The following is a 17,902-nucleotide window of genomic DNA, read 5'->3' on the forward strand; positions in this document are numbered from 1 at the left end:
ATTTTATAGTTTTGACTAGCTAGTTTTGATGGTTGCATTTACATCCTATAAGCTAGCCATAGTAAAGCTTTGATAGTTTTCGGAGATGTCTATTGATCCCCAATGGTATGGGCAACGCTATATCGGTAATTTATCTGGAGGTGAAAAAAAACGAATTGCGATCGCTGGAGTCTTAGCAATGAACCCACAGATATTAGTGTTGGATGAACCCTCAGCTCAATTAGATCCCCGTTCTCGTCGTCAGTTCATTGAATTGTTACAAACCTTACCGATCACACAACTGATTGCAACCCATGATTTAGATTTAGCCTTAGATTTGTGCGATCGCACAATTGTTCTCAGTCAAGGTCAGGTAGTATATGATGGCGAAACTGAGCAGGTAATGAGCAACCCAGAGTTCTTGCTTGGGCACGCTTTAGAGTCACCACTAAGCTATAGTCGCCCTTACTGTCAGCTGGAACATGCACCTGTCATCTCATCTCGAAGAGCGTGAATTCGTTAGTTACGACGAACGGGTAGAATGCATGTCATCATCGTACCGAGAAGCGTCAAATTTGGTGTGTTCCCGTTTCTCAACTACCAATTAGACATCTGGTGAAAATGAATGTAGAGACGTAGCACTGCTACGTCTCTACAAGGGTTCTGGATAACGCATATTTAATTTCTGGAGATGTCTATTGACCTCAGAATATTTTACGCTCTTCTAGATGAGCAAGAATATCTGAGCGATCGCGCCACACAGGACGCAGTTTTTTGTTAGCTAACATTTGTAACTGGTCGCTAATGTGGGGCGATCCAGGTTGAGTTGCATTACCATAGCTGGTGAGTGCCATTGCCCGTACAGGGTTGGAAAATTCAATTGCAGCCACATAGGAATCGCCTCCAACGGCTTGGAACGTTTGCTTTTCCCCTGGGGCAAAATTGAGTACACGAAAAATTCCCAGCTTGCCATCCCCACCATTAGCAGATAAATCCAGATCACCCAACCGTAGCCGAAAAACCTTGCCCCACGGTACATCAAGCGCCCCATAAGTCTTTTGTACCTGGGCTGCGACTGCTTGCAGAGTTGCAACTGCACTTTCAGGATTAGCTAAACCATCGGGTGTGGTGCGTGGAGAATTTTCATTCCAGGGTTTACTAAACATCTTATCTAAGTGCATCTGTTGTACCCAAAAGGCAAATAATACCGCCCCGCGACTATCTGCATTGGCTTGCCGATCCCAGGCTTCTAAGACATTAGCTGCTTGCTGCCCTAAGTCCTCACCGTACTTGCGTGCAGCCGGAATTAAATCATCCAAAATCCGATCAGCCAGTTCCATACGGGTAGAGTACTTGTCTGCAACCATTTTATCGAAAGAGATTTTGTCATCCTCAGCCAGCATTCTTACAGAACGTTGGGAGCGGAAATCCATAAAATGAGGCGCCATGTAAGGCGGGTAATTATCTGCTTTAATGGCGGCGGGAAACGTAGTTGTCCAAGGTGGGTCATTTGTATTTTGCAACCAGCCACTCTTCGGGTCAACTATGCGCGGTAAATCTTGGTAAGGATGAATTTTTGTCCACAAGGTTTTAGATGTATTTCCTGGGATTATCCCTTGCCAATATTTAAAGTCACCAAAGGAGCGCACTGGAACTTGACCGTTGAATAGGTGCATAATATGCCCTTCTCTATCGGCATACATCACCGTAAACATTGGCAATTGCAAGCGTTGGAGTGTCTTTTCAAACTGGGCAAGGTTTTTTGCTCGTGCCATATCCCACCACTCTTGAAGTACACCTGGTCGGTCAAGACCTGCAACTCTCAGCGCCAGGATTTTACCATTTTTCTCAACTACCACAGGCCCGTGGACAGAACTTTTCACTACCAAGGGTTGCTCTTGCAACGAGCCATCTTTCTGCTTCACTTTTAAGGAGAGGGTTTTGGAAAGGAAGTTCCGAACTTTGTCATCAAATCGGTACCCATTACCTGCCGGTGTGAGTTCGTAAACATCCCAACCATCATAAGTATTAACGGTGTGAGTCCAACCTAAGTTGTTGTTAAAGGCGATCGCTAATACGGGAATACCTACAAGTGTTGCCCCATAAGCATCAATGCCTGGTGCGGTGATTTGAGCCTCATACCACAAAAATAAATCTGACCAAGGTAGATGTGGGTTTGCTAGCAACATAGCATTCCCATCGGCAGAATGACTTGGTGCGATCGCCCAACCATTAGATCCTGCTTGCAACTTTTCTTCGCTCAGATGTAATACATCCTCCTGATAGGCCACAAAGGTGAAATTAAGCACCCGATGTAAGTGAGCCATGATATCTTCTGCCTTGACTGGTAGCACCACCTCAACTTGATCGGCAATCAAATTAGGATTTTGGGAAGCATAAGCATTAATCCCAGTAGCAAAAGCATCGAGATAACTGCGAAAAGTTGGACTCTGTGCCTTGTACCAAGAACGAACGCGTTCTGGTACTCCCACAGTCTGTACCCAACGATCTGACTCGAGGTATTTCTCTCCCCAATATTCAGCGGCGCGTCCCCGTGCTTGACCATAGAGACGCAAAAGCAAATCTCCATGACTTTGCATTTGTGCCCAACCAAAGGCATAAAATGCACTTTGGTCATCTTTTCCGTAAATATGCGGTACACCATAAGTATCCCATAATATCTCTGTGGATTTTGTTGGTACAGCTATAGTGCGGCTGCCGACAAACAAAACCAATATCAAGCTGAGTATTAAAGGTAAAACACGTATTGATTTTCGTTTGTAAACTCTAAATAAACTATCAATTCTCACGAACACCACCATTTACAGATGTAACGCCTGGAGGCTGGGGATTGGGGACTGGGGATTGGGGACTGGGAATTGAAAAGAGGCAGAGGGAAAAATTCTTGTCCCTTGTTCCCTTCCCAGTCCCCTCTTTGCAGACAAGTGACTTTGAGAAAGCAGATTTACAGCAGTTTTCATGTATTTGAACCACATCTGTCGTAAGGGCACAGCAATGCTCATAGGTGTCAACTTAAAGAAGTCGGAAGTCGGAAGTCGGAAGTCGGAAGTAAAGTTTTGGAACGGGGATTTGACCCCGACCCAAAACTTACCGGTTATAGAACCGGGGGACTTAAACCCACGGTACTCGGTTAACGTGAAAGCAAGTCTAGAACTAGCTTTTAGATTGCCTCGTTCCCAGTCTCCGACTGGGAATGCTTGTCTTTGGGGCTGCCGCCTCAAGAATCGCGACAGAGCCGCTTTTGAGTTGCATTTCCGCTGAAGTTGACACCAATGAGCAATGCTGTGCCCCTACCGCGTGGTCTATTTACCTGAAAATAGAAGTTGATCTAACAATACCACTTTATTGAGAAAGTATATCAAAGGTATAAGGGGCTATCAGGGCATCCTTTATTCCGTTTAAAAAATGGGGAAAGGGCTACACGATGGTGTAATCTATATATTTATCAAGAAAGATTATCAATTTTGATGATTAAAAAGCTGTTAAATATTGAGAGTACCCATTGAAAAAACAACTAACCAGTAGAGCATCAGAAGGAGTCAGAAGACAGAATGGGCTACGCCCCACTGCACTAACAGAATTCAGAATACCCCAGCAATCAAGTCAGGGGTAACAGTAAGGACAAGAATTTTTTCTTCTCCCAAGGGGAGAGGCTAAGAGCGAAACCCCTTAGCATTATTCAGCTTGCAAGTAAGTTACCAGATGCAACAATATCAATACCAAGTGTTGATAAAGTATTGGAAGCTATTGAACAGGGTAAAGCGGATCGAGTAAGTAAGTTAGACTGGATTTACTGCATCCATGCTAAAGCACAGTGGGATCAGCAAAATATTGACCGATGCAGGAAAACATCAGCAGCTATTTGGAAGGTAGCAATTTCTAACTCATGGTTGCAACATCAGCTATTGTGGCGTTTAGCTCTTTATTATGGCGATCGGCAAGAACAGGGGTTAGCACAGTCTCTAGCTGAATCTTTTGATATTTTTGCTAATTCCGACTTAGTTAGTCACCTGCTACCAGTTCAAATTATTCGGGTGCTTCGCAGTACACAAGCAGGTATAGAATTAGCAAAAATTGCTTGTGAACAGCGTATTAATCAAACTGAATTACTAAACACAATCAAAGAATATCTACCTATTTGGATTCCATTATTCAGCAATTTTATAGAAGAGATATCTCCCTATTTTACTACAATTCGCTCTCCAAATCAGCAGCAAGTAATATGGCTGTTAAGTTGTTTGGATGAAATGTCAGAAAGTCAGCAAATAAAGGCTGTTAATCATTCGCTAACTAATGTTTCTAATGATATAGCAAACAATCATTCTTTACTGGTTGATTGGTTAAGACGTAATTATAGAAATGGTGAAAATTGGTATAAACTTTCAGATCCAGCAAGGCAAAGACTTCGAGAGTGGATTGGAGGTATCAATTATGGTGATTTCCAAAAGTTAGTAAATCTAATATTGAACAAGCTCGATTTACCAGACTACGAGTCAAAACGGCTATGTAGTCGCAGGGACTTTTGGGCTAATTACAGTAACCGCTTTGAACGGCTTCGCATCTTGTTACCCAAGACATCACAAATTGCCATAGGGTATCAAATCCAAGATGATGTTGATCTACTAGAGGATGATGGTAGCGAGGCGACAGAGGTTTGTATATTCGATTTTGCTGAGTGGTTTGTAGTCGAATTCTTTCGTGGAAGAGGTGGTGAGACGCGCCTGTTTCCTAAAAATTCCAAAAATCAGCAAATCCTTTTTGGTGAATCAACACTTTCAGTCAAACGGATTCGTTGTTTAGGTGGCGATAAGCACGATCATGTCTTTCTTTGGCAGGTGCAGGAATTTACCCCCACTTGGCTTAAAAATTATGGAATTCTGCCTAATCCAAATACCCAGCATTCCAGAAACCCTACAGCAGAGAAATTACGAGAGCGAGAAAACAAGCTTGAGCGGTGGAAAGGAGAAATTGAATATCTAGAACGGGAAGCTAAAGCCTACTGTAAGAAGATTTGTTTTTTAATAGACTGAAAATTATTACCTTGAATCATCATCTAAAAACAGCCTCTCTAAATCGCGATAGCCACTCACTATCCGTACAACTTCAATCCCCTCTGCAATTGGGCGATAAAACAGGAGTCAGAATTCATTCAGAATTCAGAATTGGTGAATACTCTATCCCTTTATGGGTAGAGTTTTAAGGCGAGAATATTTTAATTTTTTTTCGCCCACCAGGGGCGAAAGCGCGTAGCGGGACGTTCGCGGTAGCGTCTCGTAGAGAAGTACGGTTTTAACCAATATTCATTACCCACTCGTACAGAATTCATACTGAATTCTGACCGGAGCTTCGGAATCTCCGGCTCCGCTCCTGAGTTCTGAATTCTTCTTATAAACTCATTATTCTGCCTGAGTCTTTCTCAAAGCTTGGTTCTTTTGACGTAGTTGCTCGATTACTTCTCTACCATCGAGTCGTAGTCCGTGATCAAGTTGCTCAACCCCAATCATAATTTCCCTTTGGAGTTCCTCAAACCGACCCTTGTAAATACGTTCCCGTTCCTCCCGGTTCGCTCATTTTTTTTGGATGCAACGCCGATTTTTGAAATTATTTGCGTAGGTAGAGAATCAGATCCCCGACTTCTCAAAGAAGTCGGGGATCTAATTGTTCACGAATGATTTAAGACTGCTATATATATAAGACACGAGCGATCGCCTGAAAAATCTGCTTGGTTGTCGCCGGTTTATGCAAAAATTGTCTAGCTCCTAAACGCGAGACTGCCAGTCGATCTGCTAAGGTATCTCGTCCTGTAAAAACAATTACTGGGATATTTGGCGATCGCTGTTTGGTTTTATGAAAAAAGTGAAGGTTTAAAACCGTACTTCTCTACGAGACGCTACCGCGAACGTCCCGCTACGCGCTTTCGCCCGCAAGTGGCGCGAAACAGTCCTTGTATCCCAAGGGTTGTTGAAACCCCTCTTCCCGTTGTGTCTGTCTTGATTCAATTGCGTTAGCGCAGCGTTAGCGACGTAGGAGCGTCATGGGCGAAAAAGCGAATTGCGAATTGGTTTTATTGTGCCGACTTACTTAAACGCCCGGCTACCGCTAACGGAACTCAGCACGGGCTAAACCTTAGCTATCCGCTAACAGCACTTTTCATTCAAGCTGCTTCCCGCAGTTGTGATTGTGATGACACACTCGCCTCTGGAAATGAAAGCGAGAGTTGTTCGGCTTGAGGTACTGCGGCTTGCTGTAAAACTTGAACTTCGATATTCACGCTCACTAAATAACTACCTGTATCAGCACCAACCGCTTCAGCAATTAGTTTAGCAATGTCTGGGCGTTTGGCAGTCAACGGATCGCGTAAAATACACCGATCCCACTCATGCTTGGCAGTCGGATTGAGGTTGAGAATATAATGCTTCATCATCGAACTAACCCTTGAATCCATCTTCTGGAAGGTTTTCACAGAGCCGTTATGCATTTGGCTAGGCTTTGTGGACGCTATCTACATTATAGTATATTTGTACTAAGATGGGCGATAGCTGAGTAAGAAAGTAGGGAATATAGATCATTGGTAGGAGCCTCCTTTAAAACCTCGTTTCCAGCCTCTGGCTGGAAATGCAACTCATGGCGGCTCTGCCGCCAGCAAGGGAGGCGGAGCCTCTAGAACGGCATTCCCAGTCGGAGACTGGGAACGAGACAACGAGACAATCTAAAAGCTGGTTCTAGGAAGGTTTTCACGTTAAGTTGACACCAATAGTACAGGTCTGTATTAGCTGTATCTCATTGTTTTAGGGGCTACTCCAATTTGGTGGCGCGTCTGAATCCTCAATTCTAGAATATCTTCCCATAGGCAATTATCTAATTAAAGCTATAACAATTAAGCTGACAGAGCAACACCTAATTTTTGTATAAATCGCTATATGGTAGATGTCTATATTATTGACCTATTTGTGATAGGTCTACTTTTGCTAATAGTAACGTTAGGGTCAGGTTGGATTACTCGCTTACCTCTTTCTTTTGCTATTATCTATCTCCTGGTTGGTATTTTTCTAGGCCCTTATGGTTTAGGGCTGATTCAATTACGTCGGGATGAAGTTTTTAACACCGAACTGCTAGAGAGAATAACAGAACTGGTAGTAATTATTTCTGTATTTAGCTGCGGCTTAAAAATTGTTCGTCCTCTCAGGTTGGGGGTTTGGGATATTACGGTGCGATTGATTTTATTTTTGATGCCAATTTCAATTTTTGCTCTGGCTGCTGTGGGTAAATTGTTTTTAGGAATGAATTGGGGAGAAGCAATTTTATTAGGAGCAATTCTTGCACCCACCGATCCAGTATTAGCATCAGAAGTACAACTGACCGATGCCAAAGACCAAGATGAGCTAAGATTTGGTTTAACTTCTGAAGGTGGGTTAAATGATGCTTTAGCTTTTCCCTTCGTTTATTTTGGCATTCATGCCTTACAAGATGACAACTGGGGTAACTGGTTTAAACAGTGGATTACAGTTGATTTAATATGGGCGATCGCAGTTGGCATTATTATGGGAATTGTTGTTGCCAAATCTATAGTTTGGATTGAAAAAAGAGTTCAAAAACTCCGTCCTGCGGACGAGTTAATGGAAGATTTTATTGCTATCAGCACAATTCTCATAACTTATTCATTAACAGAAATGGTGAATGGCTATGGATTTCTAGCAGTATTTATTGCTGGGTTAGTTGTCCAACGTAGTTACAGAAATCATGAAAAACCGCTAGCACAGTTAGAATTTATTGAACAAGTTGAAAAGCTGCTGGAAGTTGGGACAATTCTACTATTAGGTTCAATATTATTATTGAAACCAATACTTAATTATGCTACGCAATCTTTGTTAGTGATAATTTTGTTATTCTTGATCATCAGACCTGTAGGAGTTTGGATTAGCACAATTGGTAAACGTCCTCTAGACTCACACCGCCGAACCTTACACCCAGGAACTCGTTGGTTATTGGGATGGTTCGGTATTCGCGGTGTCGGCTCTTTATATTATCTTGCCTATGCTTTTGGTCATGGCTTAAAAGGTCAAGCAGCCGAACAAATTGCTTGGATAACTTACACGACCATTGTAGTTTCGGTAATTGTGCATGGAATTAGTGCAACTCCATTAATGAAGTGGTATGAGCGCAACTTTGCTAATCATCAAAAGACTACTCTTCCCACCACAATTGATGAATTTGAGTAAAAGCGATTTTTGAGCGCAACTATCTTAAAATTTGGTACGATCTAATTTTTTAACCTCACTGCAAATCAGAATGTGGGTTTGAATATAATTCCCAACGCTAATACTGAATGGGTTGGGAATTATATCTATAGGAGTGCGATTTGATTTCTGAAAAAATCTAAGTATCTGTAGGGTGTGTTATGGCGTAGCCTAACGCACCTAAATCGTTAACTGGTGCGTTAGCCTTTGGCATAACGCACCCTACGTATATTTCAGAAATCAAATATGAGTCCTATATATTCTCTATTTACCTGTCACTTTTTCAAGAACTTCTTTCGCCTTTTCACCAAAACTTTCTGGGGGATTTTGTGCTTTTTCAGCCTTCAAATTTCTTTCGTAAGTCTTCTCGATAGTATTAAGATTTTTGGAATCTTTTATTGCTTGTTCATAAGCTTCTTCTCGTTCTTCTTCTTCAACGCCAACACCTGGATCGTATTCGTTAGCGCGATTAATTTTTTCTTCAGAATTTGGTTTATACTCTGGAGGTATTAGCTTCAATTCTTCAAGAGTAGTTGCATGACTAGCTTGCTGAAAGAAAATTAACGAACCTGACAAGCTGATAGAAATCATCAAGCAAATAACCAAAAGGCTGGAACGAAACGCTTGCTTTAAAGTTAATAGAATTTTTTGCATGGTAAAACCCTCCTAGTTTTTTGTGAGCCTCTGTCATGTATAGATATATGCAATATTTAAAGCTCACAGGCATACTAAATGTTTAGGTACAGTTCTTACTTCTACCGTAGGGTATATTAATTTTTAGCTATAGTTCAGTTAATCCTATCTAAATTTTTTAGTATCTAGAACTGTCTAAATTTTTGTAATAGTCAAATTGCCGTGCTGAACCCATAGACAAGGGCACTCACATTGCCAAATATTACAAGACGCGATAAATCGCCGTCTCTACAAGTGTTTTGTTGCTCATTCTGAAGTATATTGCCTTATAACCAACTATGAGTAATCTTAATTCCTCGGCTTTGCATTACTTCTTCAAATAAATTTGTTGGTAGTGCTTCTTCTACAGCAAAAACACCTGGCTTTTTGAGTTTGCCTTCTAGCAATAATTGGGCAATACTACCCGTACCACAACCAGAAGCCACAGATGTATTTTCATGCACTATAGTTGAACAATAAACGCCAGTTTCACCATTTTTTTGGCCTGTAACTTCCGAACGAACGGCTACCCCAATTCCACTAAAATTATTAGTAACATCTGTCATCAAATGGCTGACATGAGATAGGAATTCAATCATCGAACGTTGCTGCATTAACCACTTGGGAAAAATGTTCGCGGCAATCCAAGTTAGATGATTATAAAAATCTGGAACAGAGCCAAATTTAGTAATTACAGTTTTCACTGATGGGAAGGCTTGGGGCAGTGTAAATGTTTCTGGCATATCAAACCAGTAAACTCCACTGCGTCCATAAGGCGATGGAAACTCAATTACTTCTCTTTCACTATAAGGCTTGACTATCTCCCATTTTCCATCTATCCAAGCTTCAAAAGGATACTGTAACCCCAGAAAAGTTGTCCGCATCACTGTAATACCAGCACCACCAGAACCCGAAACTAAATAACTTAAATGGATCTTTTCTGGTTGGTCAAATTGTTCAACTCCCTGACGTACCATGCTGTTAGAAATACCAGGAAAAATGCCAGTATTAATAATTGCTGTCACACCAGCAGCAGCAGCTTTTTCATGATAATTTAGAGCCTTGCTGGTATAAGAACGATGGTCGCTGACATCTAGATAATTAACGCCTTGGGCAATACAGGTTTCAAGAACATTAGTATCTCTGTAGTGAAATGGGCCAGCACAGTGAATGACTAAATTAGAGTTTGCGATCGCATCTCGCAACTTGTCAACTTCTGCCAAATCTAATATCAAAAACTGCACTTGTCCCCCCGAAGACAAGCTAACAGCCTTGCCAAACTCCGCAGAACGCCCAGTAATCGTAATTTGTGCCTGCGTATGGGTAGCAAGATCCTGAGCAACACTGCTACCAATCCGCCCGCGTCCACCAATAATTAAAACGCTGTCTGTCATTACTCCGGGTCAGCAACACTACCCTTATTTCATCAATTTTGCGTCCCCTTTGCCATCGGTTATAAGTATGATTTATACTATCTAATAAAATTTCGGCTCTATATAAATAGTTGTAATTGAAGTCAGAAGACATCTCCAGAAATTAAATATGCGTTACCCATAATCATGAATAGCCCTCCCACTGCTTGTAAGCTAACGGTCATCTCCAGAAATTAAATATGCGTTACCCATAATCCTTGTAGAGACGTAGCAGTGCTACGTCTCTACATTCTTTTTCGGAGATGTCTAGAATTCAGAATTCAGATTGACAAAATACTATATTTGCGCTTCAATTTGCCTGACTACTGTTAGCGCCGAATAACTCACTCCAGCAGTGCCTTCCCCTGGATGGGTGGAGTCACCAACTAACCACAAATGTTCAATGGGTGTTCGATTGGCGAAACCAAAGGGGCCAAAAGTAGGTATTCTTTGACCTATGCCGCCAACTATACCGCGATCGCGCCCTGTGAAATGAGCAAAGGTACGGGGTGTTGCGGCTTCTTGATAAATAATCGTTTCTGGTTTGAGATAAAAGTATTCAGCAAGACGTGCGATCGCTTCTTGGGTAAACTTTTCTTTTAGTCCTTCATAATCTTCAGTCTGCCACCACTGTGCAGGATCGACAAATGAAGAAGCAATAATTGTCGCTTTCCCCTCCGGTGCGCGACCGTCTCCAGGATGACTGACGGAAACAAATAGGGAATTATTTTCGCCAATGGGGCCATTGACATCGTACAGAAATTGCAGGTGAGGAGGACACCCAGGCGGAATCGCGCTAGCATCTACACCCAAATACACCACAAAAGCACCCGATGCTTGGGGTAGTTTTTCCACGCGGTTTTTATATCCAGATGGCGCTTGTTCTCCCAATAACTGCACCAAGTTTTGCACGGTGATGTTACTAACTATATGGTCGGCTGCTTCCGTCCAGACTTCACCAGTTTTCTGATTTCTAATTACAACAGCAGTAGCTTTACCGTTTTCTACCTTGATTTGTTCTACAGTGTGGCGCATCAACAATTTGCCGCCATCTCTCTCTAAAGATTGTACCAAGCGATCGCTCAACACCTGCATACTTCCCTGGAGATGAAACAATCCTTGGGGCAGTTGGGATACACTCAACGCTGTAGCTGCGTAAAGTAATGCTGTCTCGTCTGCATCCACCTGGGAGTATAGCTTCAGTTGCAAATCTAAAAAAGTTCTTAGTCGTCGGTCATTTCCCAGTCCACATAAACGTAAAGCATCTCCTACCGTAAACAAGGTGAAGGGTACGGTAATTAATGTACTCGGACGCACCGCTTGGATTAGCTGCCACAAATCCCATAAATTACGTGGCGGTAGCACTGGGTCGCGTCCTTGAAATTCCCAACTGGCATTAAATAAAGTTGTCATCAATTGCCAAAACGGTTCGCTACCAGGAAATTGTTTTTGTCGTTCCCCTTGCCATTTTTCTTGGTCGCGCCAAACGTTGATAGGTGTACTTTCCCCAGGTAAATACACCGCACAAGCGGGGTCACAAGGCGTTGCTGCCGGCAAATCTATTTGCAATTCTGAGAAAATGCGGTGGTGAATTCCCCCGGCTTCCAACCCCGCCACCTGAGTTGCGCCCACATCAAAGGTAAATCCTTGGCGTTTAAACGTCGAAGCACAGCCTCCTGGTGCGATCGCTTGATCTAAAATTAAGACGCTGTAACCTCTATGAGCTAATAATGCTCCAGCAGTCAGTCCACCTATTCCTGCACCAATAACCAATACATGAGATTTACTTTTGTCACCAGAAATGCTGGACATTGATATTTATCTTTATAATTCTTAATATTGCTATTCATAATTTTACAGCGTTATTGAGATTAATGACTTCATAAGTACTACTCGACCAACCCAAAATTGCTGGGTGAGGGTCTTCCTCTCTGTGTTCTCTGCGCCTCTGTGGTTCGTTATCTAACCCAGGTATGGACGCGGGGGACGCGGGGAAATTTTTGCCTTACTTGCTCATGCGATCGCTTCTTCTGTCGGAGAAGCGATCGCAGTGCTTATTTTTAAGTCCCAGATAAGATAAAGAAGTAACATCGCTCCTCACGCACAAGTAGCAATGACCTCAACCCTACGGAAACTTCCCCGTCTCAATGCCCCGACACTGCACCAGCTACCCAATGGTTTGACAATCATTGCCGAGCAAATGCCAGTTGAAGCCGTAAACCTCAATTTATGGGTTAAAGTTGGTTCTGCTGTAGAACCTGATGCCATTAACGGTATGGCTCACTTTTTAGAACACATGATTTTTAAAGGAACAGAACGACTAGCTAGCGGCGAATTTGAACGTCGAATTGAAGAGCGGGGTGCTGTTACCAATGCCGCTACCAGTCAAGATTATACTCATTACTATATAACTACTGCCCCCAAAGATTTTGCCGAGCTTGCGCCACTACAAATAGATGTAGTATCGAATGCGAGTATTCCTGATGATGCCTTTGAACGTGAGCGATTGGTAGTTTTAGAAGAAATTAGGCGTTCAGAAGATAATCCCCAACGGCGTACATATCGGCGGGCGATGCAGACAGCCTTTGATCGTCTACCCTATCGTCGTGCAGTATTGGGGCCAGAATCGGTGATTGCCGAACTGAAACCCCAGCAGATGCGAGATTTTCATGCTAATTGGTATCAACCCCAGTCAATTACTGCTGTAGCTGTAGGCAATTTGCCCGTGGAAGAATTAATTGCAACTGTTGCAGAAGGATTTACAAAAGCGGCTAAAACTCCCCACTCCCTATTCCCCACTTCCCATTACCCCTCCCCACCTTCCCCACTTAGCCCTGAATCACCATTTACAGAAATTGTTCGTCGAGAATTTATCGATGAAAGTCTGCAACAAGCAAGGCTAGTAATGGTTTGGCGAGTTCCCGGAATGACACAGTTAGATCGCACCTATGGATTGGATGTTTTAGCCGGAATTTTGGGACACGGAAGGACATCAAGACTAGTGAGAGATTTACGAGAAGAACGGGGATTAGTTTCTTCAATTTCTGTGAGCAACATGAGCAATGAGCTGCAAGGGATATTTTATATCTCAGCTAAATGTGCAGTGGAAAATTTAGCAATTGTAGAAGATGCGATCGCTCAACACATTGGTAAACTACAAACAGAGTTGGTAACAGAATCAGAAATTGCTCGTATAGGGCGGCGAGTAGCTAACAGATATGTTTTTGGCAACGAAACACCAAGCGATCGCTCTGGGTTGTATGGTTATTATCAGTCTTTGGTGGGAGATTTGGAACCCGCCTTTAACTACCCAGCGATCATTCAGAGCCAAGATGCAACAGACTTGATGCAAGCAGCCAAAGAGTATCTATCCCCAGATGCTTATGGTGTAGTTTTTGTCAAGCCGTAAATTAAAAATTGGGAATAGGGCATGGGGCATTGGGCATTGGGCATGGGAAAGATAATTAATAAATAGTACCTAATTCCCAGTTACTAATCCAAAATCTAAAATCTAAAATCCAAAATTGCATGATCTGGACTCAAATCGACGCGAATATTAGCCAGGTGACTGGCGAAAAATTTCAGAGTCAGCAACGGCGATCGGTTGGTGGTGGGTGCATCAACGAAGGTTATGCTGTCTCCAATGGTGAGATAACCTACTTCGTCAAGCTAAACCTTGCATCCCAAATTGCGATGTTTGAAGCTGAGGCGTTGGGCTTAAAGGAAATGCAAGCAACAGCTAGTATTCGCGTTCCCAAACCAATTTGCTGGAGTACTGCTGATAATTCTAGCTACATCGTCCTAGAATGGTTGGAACTTGGTAGCGGTAACAGCAATTTATGGGAAGAGATGGGGCGCAAGTTAGCAGCAATGCATAAAGCTAGCAACAGTCAAGGTTTTGGTTGGAAAATTAACAATACCATTGGTTCCACACCCCAAATCAATACTTGGACAGCAGACTGGACGGAATTTTATATTAAACATCGCCTGGGTTATCAATTTCAGTTAGCAAGGCGACGGGGAGGTAATTTTCCCCAGCAAGACAAGTTACTAGCAGCTATCCCGGAACTATTGGCAAATCATCAGGTGCAACCTTCTTTAGTACATGGCGATTTATGGGGCGGAAATGCTGGGTGTACTGCATCGGGAGAACCAGTGATATTTGATCCAGCAACTTATTTTGCGGATAGAGAAGTTGATATCGCTATGACAGAATTATTTGGTGGTTTCCCCGCAGCGTTTTATAAAGGTTACAACGAGGTATTTCCGTTAGATGCAGGTTATGAACGCCGAAAAACGCTCTATAACCTGTATCACATTTTGAATCACTTCAATTTATTTGGAGGTAGTTATAGTTCGCAAGCCAACCGGATGATTGAGCAGATTTTATGAGAAGGAGTCAGAAGACAGAATGGGCTACGCCCCGCTGCGCTAACAGAATTCAGAATACCCCAGCTTTTTGGTTATTGTAGCGGACGTGAAAGTGTGGTGGTGGATGATCGTTATCAACCAAATTAGTGATGCTGTGAGTAGACGTAAACTAGTGTGCTTCATTTCAGACCGCGATCGCAACTTTTTACGCGCCACTCTCGGATTACCTATGCATTTTCAAGCTTACCCCCTCACCAACGAACCAGAAGATAGACATCCCCGCTATACGATTACTTTTGGACAAGACGCGCTGTTATTGGAAACCTTAACTTGGCATTGGAAGCCAAAAGACGATGAAGATGGATATGTTAGAACTAGAGGCTATTAGAGGTGAAGCTACATGACTAACAATGATTTGCTTTCTCGTATTTCCATCGATCCGAATATTTGTTTTGGTAAACCGTGCATTCGCGGACACCGAATTTGGGTTTCTCTAATTCTCGACCTTTTAGCAGCAGAAGAAACAATAGAGACCATTCTAGAAGAATATCCCGGCTTAGAAAAAGAAGACATTCTTGCTTGTATCGCCTATGGTGCTGAGATGACAAGGGATTCTTTTGTTCAAATCCCTTTAGGAACTCACAAGGAAACAAAAAAGTCAATATCAAACTAGATGAAAATCTTGGTAGTCTGCGGGTGGCTACATGGTTGCGTTTAGCAGGACATGATGTTGCAACAGTTAGAGAACAAGGTCTTACTTCTACTCCAGATGAAGAATTAATTGTTAAAGGAAATGAAGGCGATCGCTCCATCATTCTTCTATCCTCAACACCTGGAAGTATGCTAACAATAACTACCACGTTGAAATGGAGAAAACCCCAAAAAATATCCCCAGTTTTGGCAGAGCGAAGGAAATAGCAGCAGAAAGTCAATTTGAGTTTTTTGTCATATCTCAAAAATAACTCAAATTACCAAAGTGGATTCGCTTGGGTAAATGGATGAGCAAAGCTGAAGTCACAGTTGAACCATTACCGAAACCTAAAATTGCTGAAGGTATATTCACTTGTACACATCCATTAAATCCGTTAGATGTCATGTTCACTAATCAAGTGATTAGCTATGATGTTGTGAATATGCCTCCAGTTAGCTTAATTCAAAATGTCCAAATGCGAGGTCAATACTACCAATTTGATGGCATTCAAAACTTAAAAATCCCAGTTCGGATAGAATATCGTTTTCGGAGTTAATTACTTCCCAAAACCTTTACTACGGTTTTTATTTCTTTTCGGCTCTAGCGTCATTATCTCTGCTTTAAAACCTCTGGCATCTTGCAACATTAATTTACGAATTCGCTGACTTTGGTAAGCTTGTACTTCAGCAGCTAGAGGATGATTAGGATCAATTTTTAGGTGAGTAATAGAAGAAACATATTTTTCTTTACTTTCGGGATTATTTGGCTCCTTTAGTCCGCACATAATCCCGCCTTCATCTCCTGAATAGCCAACGAAATCAATTTCAAATTCTCTGTCTGGATCAGCATTTACTCCTTTTTGCTTTAATGTCTTTAAAAACTCTTTCCCGGCTCGTGCTTTAATGGGTAAGTTCTCTTTCAGTTTTTCAGTTAGTGCCTTTGCTGCATTGTAATCATCAATTCTCATTCGTCTTTCTCCCTATGTAGTTTTTCTCACTTAAAAGAATACTACTATCATCACTCGACAGTCTTTAAAATTTTAGATACCGCTCCTCTATCCCCTGTGAAACACTATCAACAACAAACCAACGCCTTCCCCAGCGATTACCTAAACAATTTGTGGGGAGAAATCCAAGCTTGTCCTTACTTTGCGATCAACAACCTCAACCGCGATTTTGTTGCCACTAAAGGATTTTCTGTAGTGTTTCAGCGTTCTGGATTAGCAAAAGTAGAACAACAGTTTCCCTACTTCAAACCTTACCTCGATTTAGCTCTCCAGCCGAATTGTAATGCTTTTTACCTGAATCCTTTACAACTCAAAGAAGGCTCCCGCGTCGATCCGCATATCGATCGCTCTTTGCGTTCCTACTCCAAAACCATTGAACCGCCTGCGGTTGTCAGTGTTCTCTATGTGCGCGTACCTGCGGATATGGAAGGGGGAGAACTGGTACTCAAGTCGCACAAACGCCAACTTGGGCAAATTAAGCCCCAAATCAATACTTTAGTTTATTTTCAAGGTGATTTAACCCATTCGGTTAACGCTGTCAAAACCCCAGGAAATCGCTTAAGTCTCGTTTGTGAACAGTATAGTTTGAGTGATACTGAACTCCAGGAAATCCCTGAGTTTACTGTAGAGTCAAGAAGCACTCAGTCTACAACCAAAAAGAGAAAGTATGCCTCATAGCTTAGTGTTGAATTTGCTACCTCAATCGCCCATTCCACCACAGTATCTTACAGGTAGACATCTCCACGCCCTATTTTTAACCCTTGTTAGTTCTGTAGATAGCGATCGCCCGTAGCCTCATCGCTCTTTGCTTCCCAGATCAGCAAGAGGATCTAAATCGGGAGCATCTACTTTTGGCGGATCGCCCTCAGACTAGAAGTCTGGGGCTATACAAACCGGCACCCGCCTGCGCGGGTTTCAGAGAGTCCGCGTAGGCGGACTTCGTTTGTGTAGCCGCGATTTCCAATCGCCCGGTGTTTCTTCCAAAAGTGGATGCTCCCTCTAAATCTAACTAGCGATCGCTCATTTCCATTTCGATATCTATTGCATGGAACACTGCTGCATCCGAAAAGCGTGGTCTATTTATCTGAAAATCGCTGTAATTTACTCAACAAAAGAGCGATCGCACAATTCAACTTCCGAAGAAGTTTAAAGGACATCAAAGTTGAAGAGATTGAGACGCTGCTAATAGAGTTTCCATTAGTTCAACTTCCGAAGAAGTTTAAAGTGCTAGCTTCTAAAAGCCTTGCCTAGAGCCAATCCTACAGCATATTTTCGGGGCTTGTCAAATTTATCCAAAATAAATACCCTAAATTGACGATTACCCCTGAGAGAAAAAGTCTGAAACCCTTAGTTGATAGGCTTGCCGGTAGGGTGTTGACTTTGTAGGAAAATCGCCCAGAAAAGTTCATGCAAATTCTATGTCGTCAACCGAGGTTGAAAATACGATTTTTCTTTTTGAGAGCATGGATTGGCCAAAAACTCGAGATGCCCAATCCTTAAGGTCAATATAGCG

Annotated in this window: 16 protein-coding genes and 4 pseudogenes; 12 read left to right on the forward strand and 8 right to left on the reverse strand. The window is 42.4% G+C overall.

Annotated elements, in window-relative coordinates:
• The first annotated feature begins 85 nt into the window (after window positions 1–85).
• The gene (locus tag V7K76_RS28555) at window positions 86–493 is read left to right on the forward strand and encodes an energy-coupling factor ABC transporter ATP-binding protein (RefSeq protein WP_334952352.1); all 408 of its coding nucleotides are present in this window, start codon (window positions 86–88) and stop codon (window positions 491–493) included.
• A 190-nt stretch (window positions 494–683) separates the two neighbouring features.
• On the opposite strand, the gene V7K76_RS28560 is transcribed toward V7K76_RS28555, so the two are convergent.
• The gene (locus tag V7K76_RS28560; protein ID WP_334775408.1) at window positions 684–2,801 is read right to left on the reverse strand and encodes an acylase; all 2,118 of its coding nucleotides are present in this window, start codon (window positions 2,799–2,801) and stop codon (window positions 684–686) included.
• 873 nt (window positions 2,802–3,674) lie between these two features.
• Here V7K76_RS28560 and V7K76_RS28565 point away from each other — a divergent pair.
• The gene (locus V7K76_RS28565; protein WP_334775462.1) at window positions 3,675–5,030 is read left to right on the forward strand and encodes an EH signature domain-containing protein; all 1,356 of its coding nucleotides are present in this window, start codon (window positions 3,675–3,677) and stop codon (window positions 5,028–5,030) included.
• Between the two features lie 652 nt (window positions 5,031–5,682).
• Here V7K76_RS28565 and V7K76_RS34715 read toward each other — a convergent pair.
• Both V7K76_RS34715 and V7K76_RS28570 read right to left on the reverse strand, forming a co-directional pair.
• Window positions 5,683–5,847: pseudogene (locus tag V7K76_RS34715) on the reverse strand (response regulator); the annotation flags it as partial.
• Window positions 5,848–6,154: 307 nt separating this feature from the next.
• Window positions 6,155–6,424, reverse strand: coding sequence for a hypothetical protein (locus tag V7K76_RS28570; protein ID WP_334775461.1), 270 nt, complete (start codon window positions 6,422–6,424; stop codon window positions 6,155–6,157).
• Between the two features lie 496 nt (window positions 6,425–6,920).
• Here V7K76_RS28570 and V7K76_RS28575 point away from each other — a divergent pair, with 496 nt between their 5' ends.
• Window positions 6,921–8,219, forward strand: a complete 1,299-nt coding sequence (locus V7K76_RS28575) for a cation:proton antiporter (RefSeq protein WP_334775407.1) — start codon at window positions 6,921–6,923, stop codon at window positions 8,217–8,219.
• 282 nt (window positions 8,220–8,501) lie between these two features.
• On the opposite strand, the gene V7K76_RS28580 is transcribed toward V7K76_RS28575, so the two are convergent.
• From V7K76_RS28580 to crtD, 3 genes are all read right to left on the reverse strand, one after another.
• Window positions 8,502–8,891, reverse strand: coding sequence for a hypothetical protein (locus V7K76_RS28580; RefSeq protein WP_334775406.1), 390 nt, complete (start codon window positions 8,889–8,891; stop codon window positions 8,502–8,504).
• A gap of 305 nt (window positions 8,892–9,196) precedes the next feature.
• Window positions 9,197–10,303, reverse strand: a complete 1,107-nt coding sequence (locus V7K76_RS28585) for a saccharopine dehydrogenase family protein (RefSeq protein WP_334775405.1) — start codon at window positions 10,301–10,303, stop codon at window positions 9,197–9,199.
• A 315-nt stretch (window positions 10,304–10,618) separates the two neighbouring features.
• A complete protein-coding gene (gene crtD, locus V7K76_RS28590; RefSeq protein WP_334775404.1) occupies window positions 10,619–12,133 on the reverse strand; it encodes a C-3',4' desaturase CrtD in 1,515 nt (504 codons plus the stop codon).
• Window positions 12,134–12,434: 301 nt separating this feature from the next.
• On the opposite strand from crtD, the gene V7K76_RS28595 reads away from it, so the two are divergent.
• Both V7K76_RS28595 and V7K76_RS28600 read left to right on the forward strand, forming a co-directional pair.
• Entirely contained in the window at window positions 12,435–13,730 is a 1,296-nt protein-coding gene (locus V7K76_RS28595) for a M16 family metallopeptidase (RefSeq protein WP_334775403.1), read from the forward strand.
• 122 nt (window positions 13,731–13,852) lie between these two features.
• The gene (locus V7K76_RS28600) at window positions 13,853–14,713 is read left to right on the forward strand and encodes a fructosamine kinase family protein (protein ID WP_334775460.1); all 861 of its coding nucleotides are present in this window, start codon (window positions 13,853–13,855) and stop codon (window positions 14,711–14,713) included.
• Window positions 14,714–14,762: 49 nt separating this feature from the next.
• Here the strand turns inward: V7K76_RS28600 and V7K76_RS34720 are convergent, their stop codons facing one another.
• A complete protein-coding gene (locus V7K76_RS34720) occupies window positions 14,763–14,834 on the reverse strand; it encodes a DUF4160 domain-containing protein (protein ID WP_442936226.1) in 72 nt (23 codons plus the stop codon).
• Between V7K76_RS34720 and V7K76_RS28605 the strand changes: the two genes are divergently transcribed.
• From V7K76_RS28605 to cas5d, 4 genes and pseudogenes are all read left to right on the forward strand, one after another.
• On the forward strand, window positions 14,817–15,080 hold the full coding sequence (locus tag V7K76_RS28605) for a hypothetical protein (protein ID WP_334775402.1): 264 nt from the start codon (window positions 14,817–14,819) through the stop codon (window positions 15,078–15,080). The two genes, V7K76_RS34720 and V7K76_RS28605, sit on opposite strands and share 18 nt — an antisense overlap.
• A gap of 12 nt (window positions 15,081–15,092) precedes the next feature.
• Window positions 15,093–15,365 carry a DUF433 domain-containing protein gene (locus tag V7K76_RS28610; RefSeq protein WP_334775401.1) on the forward strand — a complete coding sequence of 91 codons (273 nt, stop codon included), beginning with the start codon at window positions 15,093–15,095 and terminating at the stop codon, window positions 15,363–15,365.
• Between the two features lie 23 nt (window positions 15,366–15,388).
• A pseudogene (locus V7K76_RS34725) lies at window positions 15,389–15,448 on the forward strand (DUF5615 family PIN-like protein); the annotation flags it as partial.
• Between the two features lie 44 nt (window positions 15,449–15,492).
• Window positions 15,493–15,939, forward strand: a pseudogene (gene cas5d / locus V7K76_RS28620) (type I-D CRISPR-associated protein Cas5/Csc1); the annotation flags it as partial.
• Here cas5d and V7K76_RS28625 read toward each other — a convergent pair.
• On the reverse strand, window positions 15,940–16,350 hold the full coding sequence (locus tag V7K76_RS28625; protein ID WP_334775400.1) for a hypothetical protein: 411 nt from the start codon (window positions 16,348–16,350) through the stop codon (window positions 15,940–15,942).
• A 96-nt stretch (window positions 16,351–16,446) separates the two neighbouring features.
• Between V7K76_RS28625 and V7K76_RS28630 the strand changes: the two genes are divergently transcribed.
• The 3 genes and pseudogenes from V7K76_RS28630 to V7K76_RS28640 all read left to right on the forward strand — a co-directional run bounded on the left by V7K76_RS28630 (window position 16,447) and on the right by V7K76_RS28640 (window position 17,640).
• A complete protein-coding gene (locus tag V7K76_RS28630) occupies window positions 16,447–17,067 on the forward strand; it encodes a 2OG-Fe(II) oxygenase (protein WP_334775399.1) in 621 nt (206 codons plus the stop codon).
• Window positions 17,057–17,167, forward strand: a pseudogene (locus V7K76_RS28635) (CRISPR-associated endoribonuclease Cas6); the annotation flags it as partial. The gene V7K76_RS28630 and the pseudogene V7K76_RS28635, both read left to right, overlap by 11 nt.
• Window positions 17,168–17,379: 212 nt before the next feature.
• Window positions 17,380–17,640: a hypothetical protein gene (locus V7K76_RS28640; RefSeq protein ID WP_334775398.1), complete on the forward strand. Its 261-nt coding sequence runs from the start codon at window positions 17,380–17,382 to the stop codon at window positions 17,638–17,640.
• Window positions 17,641–17,902 lie beyond the last annotated feature (262 nt).

Origin of the sequence: Nostoc sp., assembly GCF_036917975.1 — a bacterium.
GTDB lineage: Bacteria > Cyanobacteriota > Cyanobacteriia > Cyanobacteriales > Nostocaceae > Nostoc.

Bases quoted from the DNA above. Each gene is read 5' to 3' on its own strand.
- V7K76_RS28570 (WP_334775461.1), bottom strand. From the start codon at position 6,424: ATGATGAAGCATTATATTCTCAACCTCAATCCGACTGCCAAGCATGAG.
- V7K76_RS28585 (WP_334775405.1), bottom strand. From the start codon at position 10,303: ATGACAGACAGCGTTTTAATTATTGGTGGACGCGGGCGGATTGGTAGC.
- crtD (WP_334775404.1), bottom strand. From the start codon at position 12,133: ATGTCCAGCATTTCTGGTGACAAAAGTAAATCTCATGTATTGGTTATT.
- V7K76_RS28560 (WP_334775408.1), bottom strand. From the start codon at position 2,801: ATGGTGGTGTTCGTGAGAATTGATAGTTTATTTAGAGTTTACAAACGA.
- V7K76_RS28605 (WP_334775402.1), top strand. From the start codon at position 14,817: ATGATCGTTATCAACCAAATTAGTGATGCTGTGAGTAGACGTAAACTA.
- V7K76_RS28625 (WP_334775400.1), bottom strand. From the start codon at position 16,350: ATGAGAATTGATGATTACAATGCAGCAAAGGCACTAACTGAAAAACTG.
- V7K76_RS28610 (WP_334775401.1), top strand. From the start codon at position 15,093: ATGACTAACAATGATTTGCTTTCTCGTATTTCCATCGATCCGAATATT.
- V7K76_RS28555 (WP_334952352.1), top strand. From the start codon at position 86: ATGTCTATTGATCCCCAATGGTATGGGCAACGCTATATCGGTAATTTA.
- V7K76_RS28580 (WP_334775406.1), bottom strand. From the start codon at position 8,891: ATGCAAAAAATTCTATTAACTTTAAAGCAAGCGTTTCGTTCCAGCCTT.
- V7K76_RS28575 (WP_334775407.1), top strand. From the start codon at position 6,921: ATGGTAGATGTCTATATTATTGACCTATTTGTGATAGGTCTACTTTTG.
- V7K76_RS28595 (WP_334775403.1), top strand. From the start codon at position 12,435: ATGACCTCAACCCTACGGAAACTTCCCCGTCTCAATGCCCCGACACTG.
- V7K76_RS28640 (WP_334775398.1), top strand. From the start codon at position 17,380: ATGCTCCCTCTAAATCTAACTAGCGATCGCTCATTTCCATTTCGATAT.